At 59.6% G+C, this 22453-nt stretch carries 20 protein-coding genes; 9 read left to right on the forward strand and 11 right to left on the reverse strand.

Going from position 1 to position 22453, the window contains the following annotated elements; all coding sequences use genetic code 11:
* Positions 1–30: 30 nt before the first annotated feature.
* The 3 genes from ACFQJC_RS06350 to ACFQJC_RS06360 are packed head-to-tail and all read right to left on the reverse strand — an operon-like array spanning position 31 to position 3328.
* A complete protein-coding gene (locus ACFQJC_RS06350; RefSeq protein ID WP_390222445.1) occupies positions 31–996 on the reverse strand; it encodes a carbohydrate ABC transporter permease in 966 nt (321 codons plus the stop codon).
* The gene (locus ACFQJC_RS06355) at positions 996–1922 is read right to left on the reverse strand and encodes a carbohydrate ABC transporter permease (RefSeq protein WP_390222447.1); all 927 of its coding nucleotides are present in this window, start codon (positions 1920–1922) and stop codon (positions 996–998) included. Before ACFQJC_RS06355 ends, ACFQJC_RS06350 begins: the two co-directional genes overlap by 1 nt.
* Before the next feature lie 50 nt (positions 1923–1972).
* Positions 1973–3328, reverse strand: coding sequence for an ABC transporter substrate-binding protein (locus ACFQJC_RS06360; RefSeq protein WP_390222690.1), 1356 nt, complete (start codon positions 3326–3328; stop codon positions 1973–1975).
* Positions 3329–3582: 254 nt separating this feature from the next.
* On the opposite strand from ACFQJC_RS06360, the gene ACFQJC_RS06365 reads away from it, so the two are divergent.
* Both ACFQJC_RS06365 and ACFQJC_RS06370 read left to right on the forward strand, forming a co-directional pair.
* Complete coding sequence (locus ACFQJC_RS06365; protein ID WP_390222449.1) at positions 3583–4110, forward strand: LUD domain-containing protein; 528 nt, start codon at positions 3583–3585, stop codon at positions 4108–4110.
* Positions 4111–6300 (forward strand): LUD domain-containing protein, encoded by a 2190-nt coding sequence (locus ACFQJC_RS06370; protein WP_390222451.1) that lies wholly within the window; start codon positions 4111–4113, stop codon positions 6298–6300.
* Positions 6301–6321: 21 nt separating this feature from the next.
* Here the strand turns inward: ACFQJC_RS06370 and rhcC are convergent, their stop codons facing one another.
* Positions 6322–7191 carry an L-rhamnono-1,4-lactonase gene (gene rhcC, locus ACFQJC_RS06375; protein WP_390222453.1) on the reverse strand — a complete coding sequence of 290 codons (870 nt, stop codon included), beginning with the start codon at positions 7189–7191 and terminating at the stop codon, positions 6322–6324.
* A 78-nt stretch (positions 7192–7269) separates the two neighbouring features.
* Here rhcC and ACFQJC_RS06380 point away from each other — a divergent pair, with 78 nt between their 5' ends.
* On the forward strand, positions 7270–7572 hold the full coding sequence (locus ACFQJC_RS06380; protein ID WP_390222455.1) for an L-rhamnose mutarotase: 303 nt from the start codon (positions 7270–7272) through the stop codon (positions 7570–7572).
* A 537-nt stretch (positions 7573–8109) separates the two neighbouring features.
* Here ACFQJC_RS06380 and ACFQJC_RS06385 read toward each other — a convergent pair.
* Together ACFQJC_RS06385 and ACFQJC_RS06390 are read right to left on the reverse strand one after the other, a co-directional pair.
* Positions 8110–9207: a Gfo/Idh/MocA family protein gene (locus ACFQJC_RS06385; RefSeq protein ID WP_390222457.1), complete on the reverse strand. Its 1098-nt coding sequence runs from the start codon at positions 9205–9207 to the stop codon at positions 8110–8112.
* Positions 9208–9276: 69 nt separating this feature from the next.
* The gene (locus ACFQJC_RS06390; protein WP_390222459.1) at positions 9277–10347 is read right to left on the reverse strand and encodes a glycoside hydrolase family 88/105 protein; all 1071 of its coding nucleotides are present in this window, start codon (positions 10345–10347) and stop codon (positions 9277–9279) included.
* A 159-nt stretch (positions 10348–10506) separates the two neighbouring features.
* On the opposite strand from ACFQJC_RS06390, the gene ACFQJC_RS06395 reads away from it, so the two are divergent.
* Positions 10507–11280 carry an IclR family transcriptional regulator gene (locus tag ACFQJC_RS06395; RefSeq protein WP_390222461.1) on the forward strand — a complete coding sequence of 258 codons (774 nt, stop codon included), beginning with the start codon at positions 10507–10509 and terminating at the stop codon, positions 11278–11280.
* Positions 11281–11300: 20 nt separating this feature from the next.
* On the opposite strand, the gene xacF is transcribed toward ACFQJC_RS06395, so the two are convergent.
* The 4 genes from xacF to ACFQJC_RS06415 all read right to left on the reverse strand — a co-directional run bounded on the left by xacF (position 11301) and on the right by ACFQJC_RS06415 (position 16319).
* Positions 11301–12749 (reverse strand): 2,5-dioxovalerate dehydrogenase, encoded by a 1449-nt coding sequence (gene xacF, locus ACFQJC_RS06400; RefSeq protein ID WP_390222463.1) that lies wholly within the window; start codon positions 12747–12749, stop codon positions 11301–11303.
* A 51-nt stretch (positions 12750–12800) separates the two neighbouring features.
* A complete protein-coding gene (locus tag ACFQJC_RS06405; RefSeq protein ID WP_390222465.1) occupies positions 12801–13709 on the reverse strand; it encodes an AEC family transporter in 909 nt (302 codons plus the stop codon).
* Positions 13710–13823: 114 nt separating this feature from the next.
* A complete protein-coding gene (locus ACFQJC_RS06410) occupies positions 13824–14846 on the reverse strand; it encodes an SGNH/GDSL hydrolase family protein (RefSeq protein ID WP_390222467.1) in 1023 nt (340 codons plus the stop codon).
* Positions 14847–15380: 534 nt separating this feature from the next.
* A complete protein-coding gene (locus ACFQJC_RS06415) occupies positions 15381–16319 on the reverse strand; it encodes a dihydrodipicolinate synthase family protein (RefSeq protein WP_390222469.1) in 939 nt (312 codons plus the stop codon).
* A 123-nt stretch (positions 16320–16442) separates the two neighbouring features.
* On the opposite strand from ACFQJC_RS06415, the gene ACFQJC_RS06420 reads away from it, so the two are divergent.
* Positions 16443–17576: a mandelate racemase/muconate lactonizing enzyme family protein gene (locus tag ACFQJC_RS06420; protein WP_390222471.1), complete on the forward strand. Its 1134-nt coding sequence runs from the start codon at positions 16443–16445 to the stop codon at positions 17574–17576.
* Between the two features lie 85 nt (positions 17577–17661).
* The gene (locus ACFQJC_RS06425) at positions 17662–18501 is read left to right on the forward strand and encodes an NAD-dependent epimerase/dehydratase family protein (RefSeq protein WP_390222473.1); all 840 of its coding nucleotides are present in this window, start codon (positions 17662–17664) and stop codon (positions 18499–18501) included.
* A 123-nt stretch (positions 18502–18624) separates the two neighbouring features.
* Here ACFQJC_RS06425 and ACFQJC_RS06430 read toward each other — a convergent pair whose 3' ends face one another.
* Entirely contained in the window at positions 18625–19080 is a 456-nt protein-coding gene (locus tag ACFQJC_RS06430) for a universal stress protein (RefSeq protein ID WP_390222475.1), read from the reverse strand.
* A 106-nt stretch (positions 19081–19186) separates the two neighbouring features.
* Between ACFQJC_RS06430 and ACFQJC_RS06435 the strand changes: the two genes are divergently transcribed.
* The 3 genes from ACFQJC_RS06435 (at position 19187) to ACFQJC_RS06445 (ending at position 22453) form a co-directional block, all read left to right on the forward strand.
* Positions 19187–19408, forward strand: a complete 222-nt coding sequence (locus ACFQJC_RS06435) for a hypothetical protein (protein ID WP_390222477.1) — start codon at positions 19187–19189, stop codon at positions 19406–19408.
* A gap of 119 nt (positions 19409–19527) precedes the next feature.
* On the forward strand, positions 19528–21384 hold the full coding sequence (locus tag ACFQJC_RS06440) for an ABC transporter substrate-binding protein (RefSeq protein ID WP_390222479.1): 1857 nt from the start codon (positions 19528–19530) through the stop codon (positions 21382–21384).
* Between the two features lie 67 nt (positions 21385–21451).
* A complete protein-coding gene (locus tag ACFQJC_RS06445; RefSeq protein WP_390222481.1) occupies positions 21452–22453 on the forward strand; it encodes an ABC transporter permease in 1002 nt (333 codons plus the stop codon).

Genomic DNA, 22453 nt, shown 5'->3' on the forward strand with positions numbered 1-22453 from the left:
CGTCCTACGGCGAGAAGTGAGTGGGGGGCGTTAGCCTTTGATTGCGCCGCCGGTGAGCCCTTGGACGAAGTAGCGCTGGATGTAGGCCAGTCCGAGGAGGACGGGAAGCGAGATGATAATCGACGCTGCTGCGACGACGTTCCACTGGGTGTTGAACCCCTGCACGAAGGTGAGCAATCCTGGCGGAACCGTGTACCGCGAGTTGTCGAGCAGTGTCAGCGCGAACACCAACTCGTTCCATGCGAGGAGGAACGCGAAGATGAACGAAGCGATGAGCGAGTTTCGCGCCATCGGGACGATGACGTACCAGAAGGTCTCGAACGAGCTACACTGGTCGATTCGAGACGCCTCGATGATGGAATCCGGGAAGTCGTCGAAGAACCCTTTCATGAGCCACACGACGAACGGTGCGGTCATCGCGCCGTAGATGAATATCAACACGAGGTGCGTGTTGAACAGGCCGAGCGCCGAAACGAGCTCCCACTCGGGCACCATGATGGCCGTCCCGGGGAACATCAGCGACGCGAGGAGGATGCTCATGAGCGCGTTCTTCCCCGCGAACTCCCGTCGTGAGAGTACGTAGGACGCCATGGTCCCGAGCACGAGCGCGATGAGGCCGGCCCCGATGGCGACTTTCAGACTGTTCAACACGAGCGACAGGATGTCGATGTCGATGGCCGACGACGCCTGCCAGCCGAACAAACTGTTGAACAGTGCCGCGTATCCGCCCGACTGGATGGACGACTCGATGACGAGTCGGAACCCTTCGAGTGAGAAGTCGTTCGGGAAGATAGTCGGCGGAATCTGCTGAATCTCTGCGGTCGTCTTGAACGCCGTTACGATCATCCAGTACAGCGGGAACAGGATGAACGCGAAGACGACGAGCGTCAGGAGACCGACCGCGGTCTTCCGAACGTACGAACCGGCCGTCGTATCGAACAGCCACGATTCGTTCTTTCTGAACTCTGCTTTCGGGTCGGTATCTTGTGTTGCCATCAGATTTCACCTTGCACTTGTTCGTACACCTGGATGTAGTAGTACGAGAACACCAGCAGGACGACGAAGAGTAACATCGACAGTGCCGACGCCAATCCGACGTCGAAATCGACGAACGCCGTCCGGTAAATCATCACCGGGAGCGTACTGCTGGAGACGCCGGGACCGCCCTTGGTCATCACCCAGATCATCGAGAAGTTCCGGATGTTGTAGATGAGCATCAACAGGAACCCGATAGCGAGGTTGTATCGCATCATCGGAATGGTGATGTAACGGAACTGTTCCCACGGCGTCGCGCCATCCATGCGCGCCGCCTCGTAGAGGTGTTCGTCGATTCCCTGCAACGACGTGAGCGTCAACAGGGCGAACAACGGTGCGAGTCGCCAAATCATTCCGATAATCGGCGGCCACAACGAGAGTTCGGTCGATCCGAGCATGACGATGTACTCGTCGATGACGCCCATCTGCACGAGTAGTTCGTTGATGATGCCCTGGGACCCACCGAACATGAACTGCCAGATGGACGCGCCGACGACCCGGGGAAGGACCCACGGGATGAGGACGATTGCACTCGCAACGCTCGTATACGGCAGTTTCTCGTGGAGTAGCCACCCCATCAAGAACCCGAGGACGATCGCTGCGAAGCTTCCAACGACGACCCAAACGAGTGTGTTCCAGAGGACCTGGTGAATCGTGGCACTCGTCCAAATCTCGGCGTAGTTCGCAAGTCCGATGAACTCTGCCTCGCTCGGTGCGAGCAGGTCTTTGTTGAAGAAGCTGGAATAGATTGCCTGCGCGATGGGGTACAGGATGAACACCCCAACCAGCGTCATCACTGGGAGGATGGGGAGGTAGACTTTGACCCCCTCCGGAATCTGTTCCGTGATGTTCTCGTACGACGTTTTCGCTTGTTTCGAATAGCTCATGATACTCCGTCGTTCCTATCTCGCTCTCGCGTTCGATACTCGGTGCATCGTCACGCCAGTTCCTCGTCGATGACTTCTTGCACCGAACTGTTCGCGTCACTACACGCTTCCTCTGCGGTCTTGTTACCCAGCACGACTGGTTGGATGACCTCCGTGTTGATGATACTTTGGACCGATGCGATTCCCGAGAACGACGGGAATCGAGAGGTCCGGGTGAACAGGTCGTCGTTCTCGTACAGGGTCACGAGGTCGCCGAACTGACTTCGGAACAGGTCGCTCGGGTCTTCGAACGCGCTTTTCAACGTCGGGACGCGGCCGCGGATACCAACGTCTGAATCCTCGTTGTACGTCCAGGCCGCGAGTTGTTCTTCGGTGTTCCACCACTCGGTGAAGTCGAACGCGGCCTGCAGTTCGCTCTCCGAACCGGTCCCGTTGCCGAGCATGAATCCCTGTGCGTTCTGCAAGAGCAGGTCTCGGGGTTCGAAATTACCAGACGGGCTGTCCGGCAGCGGCGCGCGAGTGACGGTGTGTCCTTCGCCGTCGAGCCACGGTTGTGGTGCGCCGGTCGTCTGGTACACCGCGTTCGCGTGCGAGTACGTGATGAAGATACCAGACTCGCCCTCCCGCAGGAGTCGCCCCGCGCCGATGTGGTCGTTCTCGGCCATCGAATCGGGGAACAGTCCCGCTTCTGCGATATCTTGGTAGAGCTTGACGGCATCGACGAAGCCGGGCTGGTCAACAGTGGCCTCCAACGTCTCGGGGTCGTAGTACCGACCACCGTTCGCGTAGACGAAGCCGATGAAGTAACCAGCGGTCAGCCCGAAGTCGGTCCCCGGTGCAGTGATGGCGGCCGAAACCTCGTCTAACTCCTGCATCTCCTCGCCGAGTTGGATAAGCTCTTCCCAGTTCCGCGGTGGACTGTCGAAGCTCGTCTGTTCGAGGTAGTCGGTTCGAATGTCCACGAACGGGCCGAGGTCGGCGTAGCCGCCGGGAAGTCCCCACTGGCGCTCGCCCTCGGTATCGCCCAGTCCCTCGTAAATCTGGGTGTCCACGTTCGCCTGGATGAAGCGACTGTTTATCTCTTCGAGTTGGTCGGCGAACTGCTCTTGGTCGAGCGGTTGAATCGCGTTCGCTCCGACGTAATCTGGAATCTGTTGGGTTTGCCCCGCCATCACGTCAGGGAGGTTGTTGTTCGCCGCCGCCGACGCAATGATTTGGTACTTCTGGCCCCACTCTTGGTGTTGGTAGGAGACATCGTGGTCCTCGTAACTACTGTAGTGGTTGCTGATGTACTCTCGCTCTGCTGGAATGCCACCGAACAGCCAGAAGTCGAGCGATTGTGAGCCACCGGAACCGGAGCCACCGCCACCACCATCTGTCCCGCTACCGTTTCCACCGCCTCCCATACAGCCAGCCAGCGCCGCAGTGACACCTGCGCCAAGTCCAGTCACATAGCGACGCCTACTGAGCCGGTTCGATTGACTATCTGTCATGGTGTGACATTACAAACCAATATGATTGTATGTAATAAATATATCGGTAGGTTGCAGGGGAGTCTGGAGTGGACTCAGAGTGTCTCGTGCGAGTAGCCCCACGCGCGTGCGTAGTCGTTCCCGCTATCCCAAACTAAATACTGGAGTAGTTCGTCAGACTCGGTAACATGCCTACAGCAGCGCTATCGCAGTTCGAGGCGTCCCTCTCTGAGGGAGGCGTTTCGTCCTCCCGAGTCGATGCCTCGTCTTTCCAACGACACATCGAGGAACTCGTCGATGCCCCCGCAGTGGGAGTCGCGTTAGACGACGAGTTCGACGACCCGGCGCTCTCGCTCTCCGAGACGAGCGTCACTATCGACCCCACGCCCGCGGCACTCACGAACGCCACTATCGGCATCACCGCGTCGAGTCTCGGCGTCGCAGATTACGGTTCTCTCGTTCTGACTCCCACTGACTCCGGCAGCGAACTCGTGAGCCTGTTCGTCGAACGCCACATCGCGGTGATTCGTGAATCCGACATCCACGAATCGATGGAGTCGGCCATCGATTCGATTGCGACGGCGTTCACTCGTTCGCCACAGAGCGCAATCATCGCCACCGGCCCGAGTGCGACCGCCGACATGGGCGCGCTCGTGAAGGGCGCACACGGCCCGCGTGACGTGCACGTCGTCGTCGTGACGGAGGGGGAAGAGTAGATGTCGAAAGCCGACAAGATTCGCACCCTGATGCGAACCGAAGGCACGGCGGTCGGTGAGAACACGCGTGGATTCAACCAAGGACGGTACGACTCTGTCGCCGACCTCGAAGCCTACGAGGAGTTGAAAGACGAGGCGCGCGCAATCAAGGAAGACGCCATCGAGCGCCTTCCGGAACTCATCGACCAGTTGCGCGAGTCGGTCGAGGCGAACGGCGGGACCGTCTACGTCGCCGACGACGCCGACGACGCCAACGAGTACATTCGAACCGTCGTCGCCGAGCGCGATGCCGACCGGGTCGTCAAATCGAAGTCGATGACCACCGAGGAACTCGAAGTGAACCACGTCCTCGAAGGTGATGGCGTCGATGTCGTCGAGACGGACCTCGGGGAGTGGGTGCTCCAACTCGCCGAAGAGGCCCCTTCACACATCGTCGCGCCGGCGATTCACAAGTCCCGGGAAGCGATAGCCGAGTTGTTCAACGAGCGGTTCGACCCCGACGAGCCACTGGAGACGGCCGAAGAACTCACGCAGTTCGCCAGCGAGAAACTCGGCGAACAGATTCTCGACGCGCAGGTCGGCATGACCGGTGCGAACTTCATCACCGCAGACACGGGGTCGATTGCGCTGGTGACGAGCGAGGGGAACGCGCGGAAGACCGTCGCTGCGACGGACACGCAGATTTCTGTCGCCGGCGTGGAGAAAATCATCCCGTCCGTGTCCGACCTCGACCCGTTCGTCGAACTCATCGGTCGCTCCGGGACCGGACAGGACATCACCTCGTACGTCTCGCTTCTCACCCCGCCAGTCGAGACGCCAGTGGTCGATTTCGAAGACGAGACGACTCCCATCTCCGAGTTCGATACCGACCGCGATTTCCACCTCGTTCTCGTCGATAACGGTCGCTTGGCGATGCGAGACGACGACCAGTTACGCGAGACACTGTACTGTATTCGCTGCTCGGCGTGTTCGAACTCGTGTGCGAATTTCCAGCACGTCGGCGGCCACGCCTTCGGCGGTGAAACGTACTCCGGTGGTATCGCAACCGGGTGGGAAGCGGGCATCGAGGGGCTCGACGTCGCGGGCGAGTTCAACGATTTCTGTACCGGCTGTACCCGGTGTGTGAACGCCTGTCCGGTCAAAATCGACATCCCGTGGATAAATACGGTCGTCCGAGACCGAGTCAACCGGACCGGAAAACACCCCGCCGACTGGTTCGTCGATGGTCTCACGCCGGACGCAGAAGACGAGGGTCCCCCACTCCAGAAGCGGTTCTTCGGTAACTTCGAGACGGTCGCAAAACTCGGGAGTGCGACCGCTCCGCTCTCGAACTGGGTCGCCGGGACGACGCTCTCTCGTGAGGTGATGGAGCGTGTTCTCGGTATCGACAAGCGTCGGGCGCTCCCCTCGTTCAAATGGGAGAAGCTGGTCGATTGGTTCGAACGCAGGGATTCGACCGTCTCGGACCCGATTCGGAGGGCGGTCCTCTACCCCGACCTGTACACCAATCACGTGCAGGTCGAACGCGGGAAAGCCGCCGTCCGCACGCTCGAAGCCCTCGGCGTCGATGTCGTGGTTCCGAGCGTTCCGTCCAGCGGTCGGGCGCCCTTCTCACAAGGGATGGTTGCGACCGCGACGGACCACGCCGAACGAGTCACCGAGACGCTCGCGCCGTACATCGAAGACGGCCGCGATATCGTCGTCGTCGAACCGAGCGACCACGCCATGTTCACCAGAGAGTACGAGCGCCTCGTCGATACGGACGCGTTCGCCTCCTTGTCGGACAACAGCTACGAGATACTCGAATACGTGTACGGTCTCTTCGAAAACGGGGCTTCCCCAGACCAACTCTCGCTTTCACCGGCCGACACCGACGTCGCCTATCACAGTCACTGCCAACAGCGAACTCTCGGACTAGAGTCCTACACCGTCGCCGTGCTCGAAGCGTGCGGCTACGACGTGGTGACTTCTGACGTCGAGTGCTGCGGGATGGCCGGGAGCTTCGGGTACAAGACGGATTACTACGAACTGAGCATGGATGTCGGCGACCGACTCCGCGGGCAACTCGAAACCGACGACACCCGGAACAGAACGGTCGTCGCAAGCGGGACCTCCTGTCTCGAACAGATCGATTCGTTGCTCGACCGGCAACCCACGCACCCGGTCGAACTTCTGATGAACGGCGACTAGCGGGTCGATTTCGAGCGTCGGTTAGTACAGCCCGAGGTGCCGTCGAAACGCCTTTTCTGTTAACCACGAACGGTCCTTTTCGGAGACCGAGTCCACCTGCTTGAGCCAGTGTATCGCCTCCGCGTAGCTCGCAACGTCGCTCACGTTCGGGTAGTCTGACCCCCAGATGACGCGCTCTCGGCCGAACGTATCGAGGAACCAGCGAACGTGGTCGTGCATGTCTTCGTAGGGGAACGACGTATCGGACATGTGGACGATTTCAGAGACTTTCACCGCGACGTTCTCGTACGCGGCGAGGTCTTCGAACTGTGCGAACGTCCCCTCACTGGTCGGCGTCTTGGGGCTTGCGTGAGCGAAGTGGTCGAATAGATACGTGAGTTCGGGATACGCGTCCACGAGTTCGAGTGCCTGGTCGAGTTGCGAGTGGTCACACAGAATCTGTACGGCGGCGTCGTGTTCGAGCGCCGCCTCCCAGAACTCGGTCTGTTCGATGCTCTCACGAAGCCACGCAACACTCGGGTCGAACGTCTCCCACATCTGGTCGTACGGACAGGCCGCTCCGAGCCGAAATCCGAGGACGCCATCCGTCTCCATGCAGGCTTCGAGGCGTTCGAGAGCGTCGTCGGCGAATGGGTCGAGCATCACGATACCGTGGAGTCTGTCGTACTCGGATGCGACGTGCCGCGTGTACCAGTTATCGGTCCACTCGGTGATTGGATAGCCGACGACGACGGCCTCATCGACGCCGTTTTTGTCCATGTCTCGCAGCAGTCGTTCGGCCGTGTAGACGGTGTGAACGTCGAACGATTCGACGAGGTCTAAAATTGGCCCGTTGACCCACGGATGGTCTCGATTCGCTGCCCCCCACGCGTGGGTATGCGTATCTATCATTACCAGCGAAGTTGTGCGCTCGGATACTAAATCTTGCTTGCCGAAGCTCTAAGGTTGGTCCCACCGAAAGACGGTCGTATGGCGCGAATTGCGTTCCATTTGCAAATCAAGGACGGACAGCGCGAGGCGTATCGAACGAAACACGAGAACGTCCCCGAAGCGCTCGAATCGGCGTATCTCGACTCCGATGCCGGGCTGGAGACTTACAGCGTGTTCGAGAAAGACGGTCACGTGTTCGGCTTTATGGAGGTCGAAGACCCCGACGTAATCCGCGAGGTGATGGAGACGAGCGACGCACAGTCAGCGTGGGCAGAAGAGATGGGTCCAATCGTCATCGACGAAGACGACACGTGGATGGACGAAGTGTATCGGATGGTCTAATCGGAAGGCACACCAATCCCACTTCCGGCCATGCCGGAAAAATTTGGAATATGCGACAACGAACTGGCCTGCGAGAGATATCGACGAACCTCAGATTCTCTCCCTCATTCGAATGAGAGCATCGAAATACGTCGTTCTCTCTTCTCTCCTGTGGGATACGGCATTGACGGATGGTCATCCGGCGATGGCGGAAATATTCGAGCGCCCATCTCTCACCCCCCGTACCACTTCGAAGGTGTTCAGACGAGATTTCTGCGAAACCGACGAGACGACCTATTGTCGAACACTGAAAAAGCATTACTTCCGTACGATTGTAATGAAATCACCTATCAGAGACGTTTCCAGCTGACTCGGAGTGGCCTGCGTACCACACGCCCCACCGTTCTCGTGCGACTGCGGTTCGGTTCGTTTCTCGTGACCACCACTCGGTAATCGAGCGCACTCCTGCAATTTGCGTGATAGAGGGCGTCGTTCGAACGAATCAATATGCGTCCGGTAATACCGGATAACTTTGCCACGCATCTCTCTCATCGAACCTTACCACGACGAGATGGGGATTTCGCGGAGGGGTTCGTCGAGTGGGATATCGACGGTCGCCTCCGTGTAGTGCGAGAGGTAGAACCCGACGATGATTTCTAAGGACCGCGCTGCCTCGACGCCCGGCGAGCAGTTCTCGACGGTTCCAGCGAGCAATCTCTCGATGTGTTCGGCCGCGTTCGCAAACGACTCCTGATAATCGGACTCCCACGTCCACGCACCATCGATTCCCGGGAGCGGCCGCTCGACGTGGTCGCCGTCTTCGAGTGCCCAGTACCGCCACTCGCCGTCGTCGTTGTTCATGTAGAGTTTGCCTTCCGTCCCGATGAAACTCAACGTCATCGACGAGATTTCGCGCGGAATCGTGCAGTCTACGGTGACGAACGTCCCGTCGTCCATCACGACGTGCCCGCCGCCGCCGGCGTCAACGACCGACTCGGTCGCACCCAACGCGTCGATGGCTTCGTTTTCGCCGGTGATGTACCCGCTCACCTGCGATGCTCTCGCGTCGAGGAGGTAAACGAGGGTGTCCAACACGTGCGTCGAGTTTCGCATCAACTCCATTCGGTACTGTGTGCTCACCGAAGACACGTCACCGAGCAGTCCCTCCTCGTGAATCAGCGAGCGGAGTTGGCGCAGTTTGTCCGTGAACCGAAACGAGTGGTTGACGACGAGTTCGGTGTCGGTCTCTTCGCACGCATCGACCATGCGCTCGGCGTCGCTCACTGCCGACGCGATGGGCTTTTCGCACCAGATAACACTCGGTTCGGCGGCAGCGTACGCGGCATCGACGACGTGTTCGTGGTGGAGAAACGAGGGCGTACAGACCGAGACGACGTCGAGGTCCTCGTGTTCGAGCATCGCTTCGTGGCCGACGTACCGTCGGTCCGCTGGGATGTCCCACGCCTCGCCGAACGTCGCCAGTTTCGACTCCTCTACGTCGGCGACTGCGACGAGTTCGATATCGTCCGTCGCCGCGTAGCCACCGGCGTGACTCGCGTCGATTCTCTCCGTGCCGATGGCTTCTTCGTCGTGCATTCCGAGGATTCCCATCCCCGCGATTCCACCCGTGCCGATGATGCCCGCGTTGTAAGTCATGGTCGTCGTTGTCGTTCGTATTCGTCAGTCACTTCGCCGCTGTTCGAATTCGTGCGTGACCGGTCTCGTTCACTCCAGGGCGGCCGCCGCCATGAGATACCAGCCTTGTCCGTAGGGGGTCACCGTCAGCGGCGCTTCGGGTCCGCCCGGCGGCCCGGCGACGCGGTTGACTGCGCCGTCGTCGCCGACGATTCGAGAGACCGCAGCGACCGCGTCTTCGGCCGGTTGGCGATAGGTTGCTTCGTCGAGCAAGCCAAGTTCGACGCCGCGAGCGAACGCGTAGGCGAACATCAGCGTCCCCGAGGACTCCAGCGGCGTGTGCGGGTCGTCCACGAGGTTGTGCCAGAAGCCGTTCTCCTCCTGCAGTGGGAGGAGTGCGCTACAGTGGTCTTGGAACATCTCGAGCAGTTCGTCGCGTTTCGGGTGCGTCTCTGGGAGAAGTTCGAGTACGTCCGCGGCGGCGGCCGCGACCCAGCCATTGCCACGTGCCCAGAACGCGCCCTGTGGGTAGTAGTTCGGCTGTTCGACCCAGATGTGTCGGAAGAGACCTGTCAAGTCGTCTCTGAGGTGTTTCGCGTGAACGAGAACTTGACCGACTGCTTCGTCGTACGCGTCCTCGTTTCCGGACGCCGCCGCGTAGCGGGCAAAGAACGGGCACATCATGTAGACGGAGTCTATCCAGAGTGATTTGATGCCCGCGAGGGCGGGGTCGTGGTGGGGAATCCCGCCGTCTTCGGTTCGTTCGAACGAGAGGAGTGAGTCGTACGCGCGAGATGCTGCGTCGAGATATCGGTCTTCGTCGGTGCGCTCGTAGAAGTCGAGTACGCCGTGGCCGATGGCAGTGCTGTTGTTCGTGTTCATACACTTCTTGACGGTCAGCTCCCAACTGGCCTCGTACTCTCTTCCGTGGCTGAACACTTCGATGGGGTAGCTCGGGCCGTAGCCCAACTGACCGGCGTCGTCCTGCGTTGCAACCGCAGTATCGACGAGGTGCTTCGCGTGGGCGACGGAGTCGTCGCCTCCTTCCGCGAGCAGTCCGTTGATGGCGACGCCCGTTATCCACGACTGGCCGTCGATGTCCAACGAACGAAGATATCCCGCGACGCGAGACTGAACTGGTGCTCGTTCATCTGAATTCATGCGTATACTACTCACACGGATACGGCCGGGGATGAAAAAGGTATCCCATGGCCTCACGACGACGTGAGAGCCGACTCCGTTCGAGATTCCGACCGATTACCTGCCGCAATCGTTCCCCAGTGGGGAACAGATATATGGGGGGATTCCTAATGGCAACGTATGACTCCCCACCCAAACGAACGCTCGGGCCGGACCATCCGTTCGGTGCAGATAGCGTTCAATATCCTCGACCTCATCCAAGACGAATCGGGTATCGGCGTCACGAGGATTGCGAACGAACTCGGTCACTCGAAGAGTACGGTTCACAGCCACCTCCGGACGCTCGAAGAACGACGAGTCATCGTCCGGACGGGCGACGGCTACCGACTCAGTCTTCGGTTCCTCGACACCGCGAACCACGTCCGAGAGCAGGTGGGGAACTACGACGTCGTTCGCAAAGAAGTCGATTCCTTGGCCGAACAGACGGGCGAAATCGTCCAATTCGGCATCGAGGAGCACGGGCAGGTCTCCTATCTCCACAAGGCGAGGGGTGCGAACGCGGTCGAGACTCGCTCGCGTGTGGGTACCCAACAGCCGATGTACTCCACGTCTCTGGGGAAGACGATTCTCGCGTTCATGCCAACGGAGCGCGTCGAGGAGATTGCCGCGGCGATGGACTACACGCCGCGTACGGAGAACACGATTACGAGCGCCGAAGAGCTATTCGAAGACCTCGATGTGATCCGCGAGCGTGGCTACGGCATCGACGACGAAGAGAACATCAACGGACTGCGGTGCGTCTCCGCCCCCGTCAAGAACGACGAGACGATTCTCGGCGCAGTGAGCATCACGGGACCGTCGAGTCGATTCACCGAAGACCGTCTGCACGGCGAACTCGTGGACTACGTCCAGAGTGCTGCGAACGTCATCGAACTCAACACGAAGTTCTCCTGAACCGACTCGGGGAGTCGTGTTCAGTAGTTCTCGTAGATGGTCTTCACGGACGAGAAGAAGTCGAGACCGGCGTCACCCTGCTCGCGGTAGGTGTTCGTCGAGGAGTCCTTGTATCCGCCGAACGGAACGTGGAGTTCGAGCCCGGTCGTCTTCTCGTTAATCTTCGCAACACCCGCCTCTACGTCGTTGACGAACCGCTTGCCTTCGGTCAAGTCCTGCGTGATGATACTCGCCGAGAGTCCATAGTCAACGTCGTTGGCGAGCGAGAGCGCATCGTCGAACGACTCGGCTTCGACGACGGCGAGGACGGGACCGAAAATCTCCTCCTGTGCGATTCGCGCGTCGTTCTCGACGCCGGAGAACACGGTCGGCTCGACGAAGTAGCCGTCGTCGTAATCGTCGTTCGAAAGTCGGCTCCCGCCACATTCGAGGGTTCCTTCGGACCTGCCGATATCGATGTATTCGAGCGTCGAGGAGAGTTCGCTCTCCGAGACGTGCGGTCCCATGTCTGGGTCGTCCAGTCCGTCACCGACGACGAGTGAGTTAGCGTATTCGGTGATGGCTGCGACGAACTCGTCGTAGACCGCTTCGTGGACGATTGCCCGCGAGGTCGCCGTACACGACTGACCGGTCGTTCCGAACGCGCCGACGCCGATGGTTTTCGCTGCCTCCTCGATATCTGCACTCGGCATCACGACAGTCGGGTTCTTCCCACCCATCTCACACTGCACGCGCTTGAGGTCCTCGGCGGCGGTCTCGGCGACCATCGTCCCGACTTCCGTACTCCCGGTGAACGACACGCCGTCCACGCGGTCACTCGATACGAGTGGCCCACCGACGTCGCTTCCCGACCCGGTGACGACGTTTGCGACACCTGCTGGGAGACCTGCCGCTTCGAGACATTCGAACACGAGAGAGACGACGCTCGGGGCTTCGGACGCCGGTTTCAGGACGACTGTATTCCCCGCGGCGAGTGCGGGGGCGAGCTTCCAGACGGGAATCGCAATCGGATAGTTCCACGGGGTGATGAGCGCGACCGTTCCGAGCGGTTCGCGTTTCGTGTAGAGGTCCTTATCGGGTCCACTGGCGGACTTGGTGACGCCACCCAGGTCTCTCGCTTTCGCGCCGTAGTAGTGGAAGATGTCGATTGCGCGTTGGACTTCACCCGCCGCCTCCGAGCGCGTCTTTCCCTCCTCACGGACGAGTAACTCGGTGGCCTCGTCCTTTCTGTCGGCCAGTAGGCTTCCCGCTTTCGTGAGAATCGCCCCACGCGACGGGCCGGGAGTCGATTCCCACTCCCCCTGAGCGGCCACGGCGGCGTCTACCGCCGCTTCGACATCTTCACGCGAAGATGCTGGGTGAGAGCTGACGGTTTCGCCGGCCGATGCGGGGCTCGTCACGTCGAACGTCTCACCGGAGCGAGATTCTGTCCATTCACCGTCGATAAAGTTACCGTAGGTTCTCGGCATTCGAGTCAACGGTTCACACGCATCACTAAATAAGCTTCTCCTCGGACTCCGTCAGAGGAGGAAGTGGAGCGCGACGAACAGCGTGGCGACCGAAACCGCAGTCGTCGCAAACACGTTCAAGGAAGCGAGGTCGGGGTCGCCACCGAGTTCGTTCGCGTAGATGAACGACGAGACCGCAGTCGGCGTAGCGAGCATCGTCACGCCAGCCTGAATCGTCGTCCAACTCGACGAGATGGTCGTGAACACCGCGAACGCGACCAACGGCATGAGTATCACCTTACTGGCGACGACGGTACTCACGGTTTTGATGTCGAACGACTCGATTTCGGCGGAGAGCGACGCCCCGATAGAGACGAGTGCGACCGGGAGCGCCAGCGACGAGAGCAACCCGAGACCCGATTCGAGCACACCGGGCACGCCCAGTCCGAGACCGGAGAACATCAGGCCAGTCACCAGGGCGGGAATGACCGGCGTCTTGACCACGCCAAAAGCTTCCTCTCTGAGCGATACGTCTGCACCGTTCACCAACACGAGAATAAATATCGTGAGCGGCACTTGGGTGAGCGCGCCGACGCCGAGGATGACGCTCGCTTTCGCCGTCGTGAGCGCTCCGAACGTCGAGGCGACGAGCGGAAGTCCGAGGAATCCGAGGTTCGAGTGATACGATTGGACGATTGCGACGCTCCTGACCGACGGCGGCGAAACCGCTCGGTGGACGAGCCAACTGATGCCGAGGACCGAGAAGACGACGACCCAAAACCCGACGACGAGCGTCGGTTCGATGACTTCTCGAATCGGTTGGTCGTAGGTCGAGGTGAAGACCAGCGCCGGAAGTGCGAACGCGAACGCGAAGTACGTCAGTTTATCGCGCCGACTGCGACTGAGGACGCCCAGACGCTTCGCCAGCGCCCCAACGAGGAGCATCCCGAGCATATATCCCAAGTTTGTCGCAACGGTCATACTGAACAGTCGCGTCGGGGGGTGCTTCGGTGTTACGCTCGCGGTCGATTTCGTCGGCGCGTCGCCGTGTCGGTACGTCGCCCGGGTCGCCCGTGTCGAATCACTCGATTCGAATCAGTCGGTACGAAGCAGCGGTTCGAGTTCGCGGGCGAGGTGTTCGCCCATCCGTATCATCGCGTCGTCGCCCGGGTGGACGAGGTCCGTCGTCAATCCGCTCGCGGTGGGCAGGAGGTCAGGTCCTTCGACGAGGTGGACGTTGTCGTAGCCACACTCGGCGACGACCTCACGAAGAACTTCTCTGAACGTCTCGGAGAGCGCCGCTTCCTCGTGGTTCCGTTTGTACTCGCGCACGTGCGGGAAGAGCGTGATACAGGCGATTGGCGTGTCGGGATTCGCGTCGGCGACCGTCTCGACCATCGACGCCGCCCGTTCGCGGAACTCCGCTGGAGAGAACCGATTTACCATATTCACAGACAGCGAGAGTGTGGCGACGTCCCAATCACCGCGGTTGGCGATGTGAGTCGCCATCGCTGGGTCGCAGAATGCGGTCCCGCAGGAGCCTAGATTAATCGGGTCCGCGCCGAGTCGTCGTGCTGCCTGATTGACGTAGGTCAACATCTCCGCGCTCGGCGCTTCCCCTTCGGTGATAGACGTTCCGTACGCGAGATATCGAAGTCGTGGCACCTCGCCGTCGGTCGGTGGTCTCCGTTTGCCCTCGACACCGTGGTAGTAGATGTGGCCGCCGCGATGGTCTCCGGGGAACACCAATCGGCACACTTCGGGAGCATAGCGCATCGACCCAGTCGATTCTGGGTCGAGGTTCGTGAGGCGGTCGGGGAACGTCAGTTCGACCGTCTTCGGGTCCGGCCCGAGCGTGAACTCCGCACCGGTCGCCTGAAAATCCCCCCAGAACACCCGAACGAGACTGTCTCGTTCCTTCGAAGAAAGGGTGATTCGAACCGTCTCCTCCGGGACGAACCGAATCTCTGTCCCCGCTGGATGGCACATGCGCGTCTGCGCACCGGTGTTCAGGTCACTTCGGACCCCCTCCGGAACGCGGAGCAATCGAAGTCCTTCACGCGGCCGTACCCGTTGGAGTGCTCTCACGTTGTGAAATTTAATCTCGTCGTGCAGCATACTGTATGAGAGTATCTCACACTTGGGATACTTATTCTTACCTGCGAGTGGCGTGCCGACGAGTTCGCTCCGAAACGCACCGGGTTCGCCAGACGGGAAAATTACAATTGTACTGCTGTAATAGGTGGGGAAATTGACCCCTAAATATGCGTGAATTCGTCTGTTTGAGGAACGTGTCAGACCTATCAGTACACTCGAGGAGAACGCTACGGTCGTGAATACGCCGGATAGATGCCCCAAATGCGCCGGTTCGCAAGAGGGGAACAGTGCTTGCATTCGAAGGGAACAATTAGGTACAATCTGGTGGTCGGCCGTTCCCCCCTCCCGAACGAGTTGTTAGGAGGATGACTTTGACGACCCCGTCGGTAGAACGGGAAGTAGAACGAGAGTGATAGCGTGACCAGTAACGGATGCCGACGCAAGAGTGCGAGAAACGGTCTGTCGGAACCCCTGACGAGAGTGGGTGACAGAAAAGGCGACCAGTGCGCTTGGGACGGTAACGCTCCGGTGGGACGAATACGCGACGACGTCTGTTCAGTCGATAACGCGGGCGATTCCGTCGGATAATTCGTCGTACAGTTCCTCGGCACGCCGTTCTTCGTTCGGAGAGAGTGCGCGAATCGGTTCACGGACCGACCCGCCGTGCAGTCCGGCGAGTTCGAGCCCTTTCTTCACCGCGGAGACGCTTATCGCGCCGGGGATATCGTTGTCCTCGCCGGTCTCGCCACGGAAGTTCTGGTAGGGGAGCGTCAAATCACGAATTTTGCGGGCCAATTCCCAGTTCTCGTTGGAGAGCGCATCGAAGAGTGCCAGTCCAACCTCGGGCCTGAAGTTACTCACACCCGCCGAGAAGCCCTCGATTCCCTCGTTCCAAAAGCCGACCGCGTACGGTTCGGCGAGTCCATCGACCCAGACGACGTCGTCGTCGCCAGCGGTGATTGCGGACCCGAGTTTGACCGGGTCTTCGAGCGCGTACTTGACACCGATGATGCCGTCGATGTGCGTGAGGTCCCGGAGGAAACCGACCGAGGGGTCGAACCCTTTGATGTACGGAACGAGCGGGGTCTCGGTTGCGTCGTCCAACTTCTCGAAATATCGGAGGAGTCCGCGTTCGTGAACGTACGTGTGGTCGGGAGGCATCACCATCATCGCGTCCACACCGATTCGGTCGTACGCCTCGATGAGTTCTGTCGCAGAGCGCGTCGATCCACCGACACCGGCGAGTACACACGCGCTATCCGGGACCGCTTCGACGCTCGTCTCCGTGACGGCAACGCGTTCTTGCTGCGAGAGCGAGTGATATTCACTGATGTTCGCGCTTGCGAGAAACGTCGAGATACCAGAACCGGCGAGCGACTTCGCGTTCGCTTCGAGTTTGTCGTGTTCGATTTCGAGGTCGTCGTCGAACGGCGTCAGCAGTCCAACGGCAACGCCCCGAAGACGATTACGTATACGGTCGTCTGCGAGTGGCATGATTCAGTCAGACTGTGTCCACCTTGATAAACCCATCGTCGGGACTGATATTCATCGACTCAGCTACTGGCGACTGGACTGACCACCGGTAGAACTTATTTTCTTGGGCCTTCGTGGTAGAATATGGAAATCACGACAGCCGAAGTCATCCCACTCTCTCACAGGCTCCCCGACGGTCACGGACTGGGCGACGCCCGGGGGTTCGGCCACGACCGTTCGACGTCACTGCTCCGAATCGAGACAGACGCGGGCCACGTTGGATGGGGTGAAGCGTTCATTCCGGGCGACATCTCGAAGGCCACTTTCGAGTCATTGTTCGCCGACTCGGTCATCGGCATGGACCCGTTCGAAGTGGAGTCACTCGCCGAGCGGTCCTACACAGACCCGTATCACTTCGGCGGAAGCGTGTTCGTCCAAAGCGTCGTCAGCGCACTCGATATCGCCTGTTGGGACGTCATCGGCAAGGAAGTCGGGCGACCGATTCACCAGCTACTCGGCGGGCGGACCCGAGAGACGCTCGTTCCGTACGCCTCGACGATGTACTTCACAGAGACGGACAGACCGATTGCAGACCCAATCGAACGCGCCGTCGATGCCGGGTTCGATGCCGTGAAGATAAAAATCGGAACCGGCGTCGAAGCAGACCGCCGTCGCGTTCGAACCGCCCGCGAGGTGCTCGGTGACGAGGGACGGTTGATGGTCGATATGAACGGGAACTACCGCCCGGACCAGGCCGCGAAGTCGATACGAAACATCGCCGACTACGATATAGCGTGGGTCGAAGAGCCGGTCCCACCGGAGAACATCGCTGGCTACCGTGAACTACGGGCCCGAACCGACGTTCCGCTCGCGGCGGGCGAGGCGTTTTACGGCCGCTTCGAGTTCAAGCGCCTCATCGACCACCGGCTCGTCGATGTCGTTCAACCGAACCTCGCACGGTGTGGCGGGCTCTCGGAAGCCCGAACCATCGCAAAACTCGCATCGACAGAGAACGTCGGCGTCTGTCCCCACGTCTGGAACAGCGGGGTCGGACTCGCGGCGGCAATTCAGTTCGCGGCGAGTCTTCCCGACTACCCGCACACGCGGAACGTCCCCGAACCCACGATGGTCGAGTTCGACCGAAGCGAGAATCCACTTCGAGACGAGATTCTCGATACCCCGTTCGACCCGACTGGTGGGTCTCTCGCAGTTCCCCAACGGCCCGGTCTGGGAATCGACATCGACGAAGCCGCACTCGACCGCTACAGAACAGACTGAGGGCGACCGAGTTCTCTGCGGTTCCTCGGGGTGGAATGCTGCGTTCACCCATCGATTTATTACCATCAGGTCAGACTGAACTCGTATGGACGTTCTGATGACCGGCGTCTATGGTCGGTGCGGTACCGCCGTCATAGACCACCTTCACGACGACCCGGCGTACGATTTCACGTACTTCAACCGCTCTGACAGACCCGACGACCACCCGTACGGTGGGTACGACACCGTCGTCGGCGACGTGTCGGACTACGACCTACTCCGCGAGGCCGCCGAAGGCCAAGATGCCATCGTCCACATGGCGGCGTACCCCTACACGGACGGGACGTGGGAGGACATCTTCGAACCGAACATCATCGGGATGTACAACGCGCTGGAAGCCGCCCGCGAGGCCGAAGTGGAGTCGTTCGTCTTCCTCTCGACGAACCACGTGATGGGTGGATACGAAGACGAGTTCGCCCCGGAGATTTACCAACCCGGCCACGGACTGGTCGTCGGCCACCGCGACCCTGCCCGCCCCGATTCGTTCTACGGGATGTCGAAGGCCTACGGCGAGGACATGGGCCGCTACTACGTCGAGAACTACGAATACCCGAAGCGGTTCTACGCACTCCGCGTCTGCAGCGTTCGAATGCCCGAGTACGACCATCCGTACGGCGACGCTGAACGTGCCGTGGACGAAGGCGAAATCGAGCGCGGAAGCCCTGAATACGAAGAGACGGTCGCACGCATGAAGGCGATGTGGCAGTCCCGCCGAGACTTCGCGCACCAAATCGACTGCTGTCTCCAAGACGAGAGCGTCGATTTCGGCATCTTCAGCGGTGTGAGCAACAACCGACGTCGGTGGTACGACCTCGAACACGCCCGCTCCCAAATCGGGTACCACCCGAAAGACGACGGCGACGAGTGGGATAGCCCACCCGAGTAACGCCGACGGAGCACACTGTCCCCTTTTCGTTCGAACCGCTGCCCACTTCCCGAGCGTGCACGCTCTCGGTGAGTCAGATAAGTGAGAAAGTGTGGCCGACGATGCGACCCGTGTCGTTTCGGCTTACTCGGTTTGGAGCGTGACGTAGCCGTCGAAGTTGAGAATCACGTACTGTGCCAAATCGCCGAAGAGCGCCTTTCCGGTCGGCGAGCGGTTCTGCCCGAGGATGTACACGTGGTCCGCTTCGTTCGCTTCTGCGACTTCGATAACGGTGTTCGCGCGTTCTTTATCGGCCGCGACTCGTGGGACGATTTCGTAACTGACCGAGGAATCGACGGCAGACCGAGCGAGGTCCTCGATGTCGGAGACCGCAGCATTCAGTGCAGTGTCGTCGGTGTAGGACGTGTGTTCGACGTCCGCAATCGTATCTATCACTTCCTGCGCCTCTTCGAATTCGTCTTCGGTGAGCGTGACGAGGAGGACCAACTCGGCGTCGGCCCCGACCGCGTGTTCGCTCGCTTCTCGAAGCAAGTCTGCATGTGATTCGGTGTTCTCGATGAGGACTACTCCTTTGTCCATGTTACTGGCTATTCACCCGCCGTTATCTAAGTCTACCGCAGCAATCGACGAACACTGCCACGAACCGGGCAGTACAATCAAATACGCCGCGAGTGTGTGGTTAGATATGGCTGAATCGAGGCTCGCAGACGTTCTCCGCGATTTCGAGACGAAGATGAAGTTCGTTCTCGTCATCTCGTTCGCATCTATCGTGCTGTTGGTCGCCACGCTCCCCGCAATCGAACCCGGAACGACGACACACGCGCTCGTGTATCTACAGCTAACGACGTTCGCCGTATTGGCCGTCGTCATGATCGTCCTGTTAGTGTGGACTTCGCGGCAGTCGTGATAATTTTCTCAGTACGTTCTCCACATATTACAACTCCCGTAGTAATTTTCACAACAGTGGTGAGTATGGACCAATCCAATACATATTTAAATAAGTAGTATCATGATAGATGATACCGCATGGCTGGAAAGAGTCCAACCAACCTGAGTAGACGAGACCTTATCAAATACGGCGCCGTTGCGGGGACCGCCGGACTGGCAGGGTGTTTCGATAGCTCGGGGCAGACGACTGACGAAGAAAGCACAGACAGCAACACAGATAGTTCATCCAACGGTGGCGGTGGTAGTGGGCTTGCAGACGACACGCTCGATTTCCCTGCTGGACGCCCGGCGACGGACGTGCAGTTCAACCGCTACAGTCTCGGCAACTACGCGCACACGTTGCAAGACCAACTGTTCGAGGAAGTGGCACGCGGGTACGCGGACGGGTCCGTTCGACCCGACCTGCTCGAAGACATGACCGTCGATGGGCGAACACTCACACTGACGTTCCCTGAAGGGTTCAAGTGGTGGAACGGTGACGACCTGACGGCAGAAGACTACTACATCGGTCTCGAAATCGACCGTCTCCAAGCGCCCGAGGAGTCCCCGATCGAGAGTAACGTCCTCGTCGATGACTACACCATCGAACGGACGTTCAAAACCGCCGTCTCGCCGAACCTGATGAAGGCGAACGTGGCCGAAACGTTCGTCAACACCCCGCGCTCGGTGTACGGCGAGTACCTCACGCGATACGAAGAAGCGTCCAGTGACAGCGAACGTGAGGCAGTCACGAGCGACCTCCTCGACATGAGCATCACGACCCAACAGCTCATCGACGAGGGTCTCGGCAACGCGCTCTACCGCGTGACCGGATTCAACTCCTCGGAGACGATTTGCGAACTCTTCGAAGACCACCCGTACGCCGAGCGTACGGACATCCCGAAGGTTCGAATCCTCCCCGAGACGACTTCCGACGTGGAGTCGCTCGCTGTGAACGACAAACTCGACATGAACCCCGACGTCATCATGTCCGATTCACAGAAATCGACCTACCCGGACAACATCGAGAACGTCTACCGTCTCAACTGGTTCCGGACGCAGAAGTTCACGTTCAACTTCAAGAACGAACACATCGCGCGTCTTCCGATTCGGCGTGCAATCGTCAACGCCGTGGACTTCGAATCGATGGTCGCCGCGATGCGGCAGGCCGGCACGGTTGGCGCACCCGCTGAGAATCAAACGGCTCTCCGCTCGACGATTCACGAAGAGTACCTCGGTTCGGACTTCGTCGATCAGCTCATCGACTACCCGGTCGGGAAAGACCTCGACGCTGCGACGGCGTACATGGAACAAGCCGGCTACTCCAAAGAGAACGGCACGTGGGTGGACCCGAACGGCGAGTCGTTCACCTTCACCGTGCTGACGCAGAACAACAACACGCAGGTGCAGGCGACGAAGGTCTTCAACGACCAACTCAACGCGTTCGGCATCCAGACGAAGATCAGTACGGTCAGTTCGACCGACTACTACCAGCGTCTCCAGACGTACGAAGCAGATATCTTCTGGATCTGGCACGTTGCGAAGGCGCTGTGGCACCCGACGGCGTACTTCTCGAACAACTTCTACGGCATCGAAGTTGGCGACCCCTCCAGCGGCGGCGAAACTGGCCCGACCGGCAAGCCCTTCACGACGACCATCCCGAACGAGGTCGGCGCGACCGAGATTCAGGGCAGCGGAAAGGAAATTCAGCCTGCTGAGCTGATGACTACCCTTCCGAATTCGACCTCGGCCGAAGAGGTACAAGAGAAGACCCGCGACCTCGTGCAGTGGTTCAACTACGCGCTTCCCGACTTCGTCTTCGTCGAGGAGGACTCCGGGTACTGGGGCGACACGTCGGACTTCTCGATGCCGACGGGCGATGAGCACGAACTCAACACCAACCGACCGGGAGAGTTCGCCTTCAAGAACGGATGGATTAGCTCGAACTCGCAGTGAAGAATCACACTCCCTGGACTGACCACTACAATTAAGCTACCCCACGATAGATTTCAGATTATTAATAATGACGCCACAGTATTTGTTGAAGCGACTCGGACAAGCGTTATTGACGTTCTTCGTCACGATGACAGTCTCGTTTCTGCTGTACCAGGCCATGCCGGGTGGCCCGACAGAAGCGATGCGAAGCGTGATTCTCTCCCAGAGCGGGGGCAGCGTCGATATCGACCGGCTGAACCGGATGATACAACTCTACACGAACGTCAACCCGGACCAGCCAATGCACGTACAGTACTTCAATTACGCGTCCGACGTGATACTCCGTCAGGACCTCGGAACGTCGTTCTTCAAGAACGAAGAGGTCACGACGCTCATCATGCAACGCATCCCGTGGTCGATGTTCATCAGCGTCTACGCCCTCGCACTCGGGTACTCGCTGAGCATCTTCCTCGGCGTGATGACCGCGTACCGTGAGAAATCGCGCTTCGACTCGACGGTGTCGTCGCTCATCATCGGTCTCAACTCGATTCCGTACTACATCGTGGGCGTCGTCCTCATCTACTTCCTCGCAATTCAGAACTCCTACTTCCCGACCGGCGGTCGAATCGGGTCTGGTATCGCCCCAGGATACAATCCGGAGTTCATGATTAGCCTCGTCAAACACGCCGCACTCCCGGCGATTTCGATGGGTGCGCTCGCAACCTCTGGTGCGCTCGCCATGCGCGGCAACGCGATTCGCGTCCTCGGAGAGGACTACATCCGCGTCGCACAACTTCGCGGTCTCCGCGAAACTCGAATCGCCACACAGTACCTGGGTCACAACTCCATCCTCCCGATGTACACGCAGTTCATGATCGGTATCGCCGGTGTCTTCAGTAGTGCCGTCATCGTCGAAGAGGTGTTCGCGTACCCCGGGATGGGACTGCTGATGTTCGAGGCGGTCAAGACACAGGACTACCCGCTGTTGATGGGGACGCTGCTGGTGTTCACGGCCATCTCGCTGACTGCGATTTTCATCGCAGACCTCACGTACACCTTCATCGACCCACGCATCTCGGTAGGTGAATAA

This window comes from Haloferax namakaokahaiae, assembly GCF_042663225.1.
GTDB classification, from domain to species: Archaea; Halobacteriota; Halobacteria; order Halobacteriales; family Haloferacaceae; genus Haloferax; species Haloferax namakaokahaiae.